The 6,014-nt window shown below is 68.1% G+C and carries 5 protein-coding genes; 3 read left to right on the forward strand and 2 right to left on the reverse strand.

All coding sequences use genetic code 11. The annotated features are described in order from the left end of the window. Positions 1-2: 2 nt before the first annotated feature. Complete coding sequence (gene uvrC, locus IP83_RS03185) at positions 3-1,982, reverse strand: excinuclease ABC subunit UvrC (protein ID WP_197274258.1); 1,980 nt, start codon at positions 1,980-1,982, stop codon at positions 3-5. A gap of 131 nt (positions 1,983-2,113) precedes the next feature. Here uvrC and IP83_RS03190 point away from each other — a divergent pair, with 131 nt between their 5' ends. Continuing rightward, positions 2,114-2,539, forward strand: coding sequence for a PilZ domain-containing protein (locus tag IP83_RS03190; protein ID WP_054120756.1), 426 nt, complete (start codon positions 2,114-2,116; stop codon positions 2,537-2,539). Here the strand turns inward: IP83_RS03190 and IP83_RS03195 are convergent, their stop codons facing one another. Continuing rightward, positions 2,540-5,047, reverse strand: coding sequence for a TonB-dependent receptor plug domain-containing protein (locus IP83_RS03195; protein ID WP_054120757.1), 2,508 nt, complete (start codon positions 5,045-5,047; stop codon positions 2,540-2,542). It abuts the gene before it with no gap. A gap of 242 nt (positions 5,048-5,289) precedes the next feature. Between IP83_RS03195 and infA the strand changes: the two genes are divergently transcribed. Both infA and IP83_RS03205 read left to right on the forward strand, forming a co-directional pair. Next, positions 5,290-5,535 (forward strand): translation initiation factor IF-1, encoded by a 246-nt coding sequence (infA, locus tag IP83_RS03200; RefSeq protein ID WP_054120758.1) that lies wholly within the window; start codon positions 5,290-5,292, stop codon positions 5,533-5,535. 43 nt (positions 5,536-5,578) lie between these two features. Beyond that, positions 5,579-6,014: nucleoside triphosphate pyrophosphatase (locus IP83_RS03205; protein WP_369816984.1), on the forward strand; the 436-nt coding region annotated here is incomplete at its 3' end.

The raw sequence follows: 6,014 nt of genomic DNA on the forward strand, positions 1-6,014 counted from the left end.
AATTATGCGCCGGGGTGGTAGAAATCGTAGACGGCCTGCGCGACGGCGACGCTGACCCCGGGGGCGCGCTGCAAGTCTTCGAGGCTGGCGGCGCGCACCTTTCCGGCGGTGCCGAAGTGGAGCAGTAGCGCGCGCTTGCGCGCCGGACCGATGCCGGGCACCTCGTCGAGCGGGCTGGCGGTGATCGCGCGGCTGCGCTTGGCGCGGTGCGCGCCGATGGCGAAGCGGTGGACTTCATCGCGCAGGCGCTGGAGGTGGAACAGCACGGGAGAATTGACCGGGAGCATCTTCTCGCGCCCATCCATGAAGTGGAACACCTCGCGCCCTTCGCGCCCGTGGTGCGGCCCCTTGGCGATGCCGATGAGCGTGACGTCCTCGATCCCCATCGTCTCCAGCGTCTCGCGCGCGGCGGAAAGCTGGCCCTTGCCGCCGTCGATGAGCACGAGATCGGGCCACATCCCGGCCTCGCGGTCCGGATCGTCGTCCTGCGCTTTTGCGAAACGGCGCTGGAACACTTCGCGCATCATGCCGAAGTCGTCATTGGTCTGCGCGGTCTTGATGTTCCACTTGCGGTACTGGCCGGTCAAGAAGCCTTCCGGCCCCGCGACGATCATCGCGCCGAGCGCATGGGCGCCCTGCACGTGGGAGTTGTCGTAGACTTCGACGCGCTGGGGCGGTTCGCCGAGTTCGAGGAATTCGGCCATTTCGCGCCAGGTGCGCGCCTTGGTGCCGCTTTCGGCCATGCGCCGCTCGAGCGCTTCGACCGCATTGCGCTGGGCCTGTTCCATCAGGCGGCGGCGATCGCCGCGCTGGGGGACCGAGATCTCGACCTTGCCGCCCGCGGCGCCGAGGAGCGCTTCTGCGAGGAGGTCTGCCTCGGGGAGCTCGCGATCGACGAGGATCAGGCGCGGCGGGGGCACTTCCTCGTAGAACTGGGCGAGGAAGCTGGTGAGGACTTCGGGTTCCTCCAGCCCCTCGGTATGGCCGGGGAAGAAGGCGCGGTGGCCCCAGTTCTGGCCGCCGCGGATGAAGAAGGCCTGCACGCTGATCTGGCCGCCTTTGCTGGCCATCGCGAACACGTCCGCATCCCCGACGCCTTCGGCATTCACCGCCTGACTGCCCTGGATGAAAGTAGCGGCGCGGAGGCGATCCCGCAGCATGGCGGCGCGTTCGAAGTCGAGCGCTTCGGCCGCCGTGCTCATCTGCGCCTCGATCTCCTTCTGCACCGCGCCCGATTTGCCGCCGAGGAAGTCCTTTGCCTGCCGCACAAGCTCGGCATAGTCCTCCTCGCTGATGCGATCCACGCAAGGGGCCGAACAGCGCTTGATCTGGTAAAGCAGGCAGGGCCGGTCGCGCCGCGACATGTAGCCATCGTTGCAGCTGCGCAGCAGGAACAGCTTCTGCAGCGCGTTGATCGTGGTGTTGACCGAGCCGGCGCTGGCGAAGGGGCCGTAGTAATTGCCCATGGCGCGGCGCGCGCCGCGGTGCTTGCTGATGCGCGGGAAGGCGTGATCGGCGCGCAGGAGAATGAAGGGGAACGATTTGTCGTCGCGCAGCAGCACATTGTAGGGCGGGCGATAGCGCTTGATCAGCTGCGCCTCGAGCAGCAGCGCCTCGGCCTCGGAATTGGTCGTCACGATGGTCATCGAGCGCGTCTGGCTGACCATGCGCTTGAGCCGCTGCGGCAGGCGCTCGACTTGCGTGTAGTTGGCGACGCGGTTCTTCAGCGCGCGCGCCTTGCCTACATAGAGCACATCGCCGCGCGCATCCTGCATGCGGTAGACGCCGGGCTTGGGCTTTAGCGTGGCGACGACTTCGCGGATGGCGGCGACGCCGCGCTCGATGTCGGGCTGGTCCGAGCCGCGCACCGTATAAGTCGCCTTGTCCTCGTTGAACCGCTCCGAAGCCTTGGGCAGCAAGGGCTCGGGCACTTGCGGGCCGGAGTGGTGGTCAGGGGCAGGGGGAGGGGTGCGGCGCGCCATGGCAAGGCCGGAGATAATGCTTCGGCCCGGGCTTGGGGAGGGGCGGCGGGCAGATATCCCCGCGCGGAAATGTGGCCTCTAGGGGTATCCTGCTAGGACCATCTCAACGCTCGCATAATCTCTTCTGGCGCATGCACACGCGCATCATGAGCCCGCAGCCCTCCCAGTCGATCATCCCGATGCCGCGCATCACCGGACGCCGCGCGACCCCCCGCGTGCGGCTGTTTATTCCGGCGACGGTACTGCTGCTGCACGGCAAGGAGAATTGCCTGCTCGATGATCTTTCGCAGGCGGGCGCGCGGGTGACGATTGCGGCCAGGCTGCCCGGTGTCGGCGCCGGCGTGGTGCTGGAAGCCGCCGGGCTCGACGTGTTCGGCACGGTAATCTGGTCGCAAGGAGCGCGCTTCGGCATCCAGTTCGAGGAGCCGTTGCCGCTGCACGAAGTGGTCAACGTGCGCCACCACGCCGATGCGCGGGCACGGCAGGAAGCGGCGAATGTCCAGCGCCATGGGCGCAGCCCGCTGCAGGGCCGCCCGCGTCTGCGCCCGTTCTCCTGATCAGAACTGCTTGCGCAATTCGATGCTGAACACGCGGCCCTCGGGATTGAGGTAGCCGCGCTGGTAGCGCAGCGGGGTGGCGCCGGTCTGGTCGGTCACTTTCTGCACGGCATCGAACACGTTGTTCACGCCGAAGGCGACGCGGGCGCCCTTGAAGAACGGCGCGCGGCCGATGAGATTGCCCATGCGGCTGAGATCGATGAAGCCGCGCAGATTGAACGTCGCCAGATCGCCGAAATCGAGGCGCGAGGCTCCGGGTACGCCTGAACCATCGACATGGGTGCCGCTGGCGTAAGTGCCTGAAATGCGAAGGCCGAAACCGCGATAGAAGCCGCCGCCCTCCAGCGTCGCGCTGCTGCGCGAGATGCCCGCGCCGGACAGGGCATCGCCGTTCAGCAAATCGAGCACGCGGCTGCCGGGAACGATCCGCGCGGTCTCGTCAAGCTCCTGCGTGTAGGCGAGGCTGAGGTTCCAGTGTCCGCGTCCGTCACCGCCGGGGCCGCCACGCCCGCCGCCGCCCCCACCGCTGCCGGGACGTGCCCCGCCGCCGGGCCTGCGCATGCCGGCAAAGGCGCTGCGCCGGGCATTGGGATCGGGCTTGCCGAAGGGGCCGCCGAAATTGAGGCTGGCGCGCAGGCGCGAGCCGGTTGTCTCGGCAAAGGTCACCGCGCGCTGATCGACGCTGACGATGCGGCCGGTGGCGTCGCGGGTGACGCGGCCGGGGAAGGCTGCCTCGACATCGGGGGTGAGCAGCGGGAAGGCATTGGTCGTATCGAGCGAGCGGTTGCGGAAGTATTCGAGCAGCAGCGCGGATTCCTTGCCGATGGGCAGGTCCCAGTTGGCCGAAAGCTTGATGTCGCGCTGGCGTTCCTTCTTGAGCGCGGGATTGCCGCCGGTGATGACCGTGGCGAGCACGCTTTCCCCGCGCGTAAAGTCATACAGCGCGACGCCGGTGGTGATGGTGACCGGCGCGCCGAGGTTGGCAAGACCCGGCGCTTTCTCGCTCGCGATATAATTGGCGGCGAAGGTCAGCTTGGGGGTGACGCCCCAGGTGATGCCCGCGCCATAGGCGGTGAGGCCGCCGAAGTCGGACACGTTGTGTACCTCGGCGTTCACGTTGAGCGAGATGTCGCCCAGCTTGCTGCCGAAGTTCTCGCGGCGGCTGGTGATCGGCAGATCGAGGCTGAAACCGGCCTGCGCATCGCCGCGCCTGAGATTGGCAGGGGCGGCAAGCTGGCGCGAATCCGAGGAGCGCAGGCCATTGTAGGCAAAGCCTGCCTTGAGCGTCAGCGCGGTCTGCCCGCCGGGGAGGCGCAGCGGCGATCCGGTGACGGTGGCGAGCGTGGTCGCCGTATCGGACTTGCTGCGCGCGACGCCTTGCGGGGTGGGCAGGATCGCATCGGCGGGCAGGGCGGCGAAGGGCGAGAGCGTGCCCTGATCGACCAGCGCCTGCAGCCCGGAAAGATCGGCGCGGGCATCGATCGTCGTCGTGGTGTTCACATGGCTGCCGTCCGCCGTCCATGCGAGCTGCCATGCGCCGATGGGCAGATTGAGCGAGGCGCCCGCGGAGTACGTGTCGGCCACGGTGCGGCTGGCAAGCGGGGCGGGGAGCAGCGTGGTGCGTTGGACGAGTGTGCCATCGGGCGCGGTCAGCACGATCGAATTGAGCCCGTTGAGGCTGCGATTGTCGTTGCGCTGGATAAGGCCGTTCAGCGTGAGCGAGGCGCCGGTGCCGAGCGACTTCGCATATGTGCCGTTGAGGATGGCGCTGCGCTGATCGGCAAGGAGCGTGCGGTAGTCGCCTTGCTTGGGATCGATCAGGCCAGTCTGCGCGCCGCTGATAGCAGGTTGCACGATCCCGCGCTCCGCCTCGGTGAGCGGCGAGCGGCGTTCGAGCGTGCCGGTGAGATTGAGGCGGCTGCCCTTGTCGATGCGGGTGAGCGTCAGTTCCTCGCTGAGATCGCTGAAGCCGCCCGCGCCGGGGAGCTTGGCTTCGGTTTCGGTGCCGAAGCTGCGGAACTTGTCCTTGAGGATGAAGTTGACCACGCGCTGGTCGGGCCGGAAGCCGTATTTGAGCGCGACTTCCTCGGGCAGGACTTCGACGCGCCGGATCGCTTCGGGCGGGATCGAGCGGATCTCGCGGAAATTGGCGATGCGCAGGCCGTTGAGCAGGACCGACGGCGCCCCGTCGCCGCGCCCGCGTCCGGTGCCTGTCTGCGGGGCGAGCGCGGCGAGCAGCGACTGGAGCGAACTGGCGCCATAGGCCGCGATATCCTCCTCGCCGAGCGTGACGATCGGCGGCGCGGCGGTCTCGACCTGACCGCGCACGCGGGTGGCGACAACGACGATGTCACCGTCGGCATCGATGGTCCCGTTGGTGCCGCCCACCGCCACCGGCGCATCGGCCTCGGCGGGCGGGGCGGGTGCGGTTTGTGGCCCGGTCGCCGCGAGTGCGGAAGCCGGGAGCAGGGCAAGTGCCAGCGCGGCGGAGCTTTGCGGCAGGGCCATCGAACGTATCCTGTTGGCGAGTCGGGGTTTCCGGCCCGGTTGCTGGTTCCTGCCCCCGCGACGGTCCTAAGTCGGCGCATAAGCCCCCGACAATGACCCTTTCGTATCAATTTGTCGCAGCGCAGCAATTGCCTTCGCGCTTTTCTTTTTGCGCCGAGATCGCTATGCGCCGCGCGCAAGGGCGCTTCTGGCGCCCGTGATGCGTGCATGCACCCAAGCGAAAAAGGCAGACGACCCCGCCTATGGCGAAAGAAGAACTCCTCGAGATGCGCGGCCAGGTGGTCGAACTGCTCCCCAACGCGATGTTCCGCGTGAAGCTGGAGAACGAGCACGAGATTCTGGGCCACACCGCCGGCAAGATGCGCAAGAACCGCATCCGCGTGCTGGTGGGCGACGAGGTGCTGGTCGAGCTGACGCCTTATGACCTGACCAAGGGCCGCATCACCTACCGCTTCATGCCCGGCCGCTCGGGGCCTGGCGGTTTCTGAGCTCGCTGCGGCAGCAGTGCCGTCAAATTCTGAAACACCCGCGCTGGTGCTGGCATCCGCCAGCCCGCGCCGCCGCGAGTTGCTGGCCCGGCTCGGTGTGACCGAACCGCTCATTCTCGCCACCGACATCGATGAAACCCCGCTGCCCGTCGAACTGCCGCGCGCCCATGCCGTGCGCCTTGCTGCCGGGAAGGCGCGTGCTGCGGCGGCGCTGGAACCCAAGGCGGTGATCCTCGCGGGCGATACCGTTGTCGGTGTCGGGCGGCGCATCCTCCCCAAGGCCGAGGACGAGGCGACGGCAAGGCGGTGTCTTGCGCTGCTCTCGGGCCGCCGCCACCGCGTGTTTTCCGCGATCGCCGTGCTTTCGCCCGACGGCACCCTGCGCGAGGCGCTGAGCGAGACGATCGTGCGCTTCAAGCGGCTCGAGCCCGCCGAGATCGAGGCCTATATCGCCGGGGGCGAGGGGCACGGCAAGGCGG

It is taken from the genome of Novosphingobium sp. AAP93 (assembly GCF_001296055.1).
Classification (GTDB): domain Bacteria; phylum Pseudomonadota; class Alphaproteobacteria; order Sphingomonadales; family Sphingomonadaceae; genus Novosphingobium.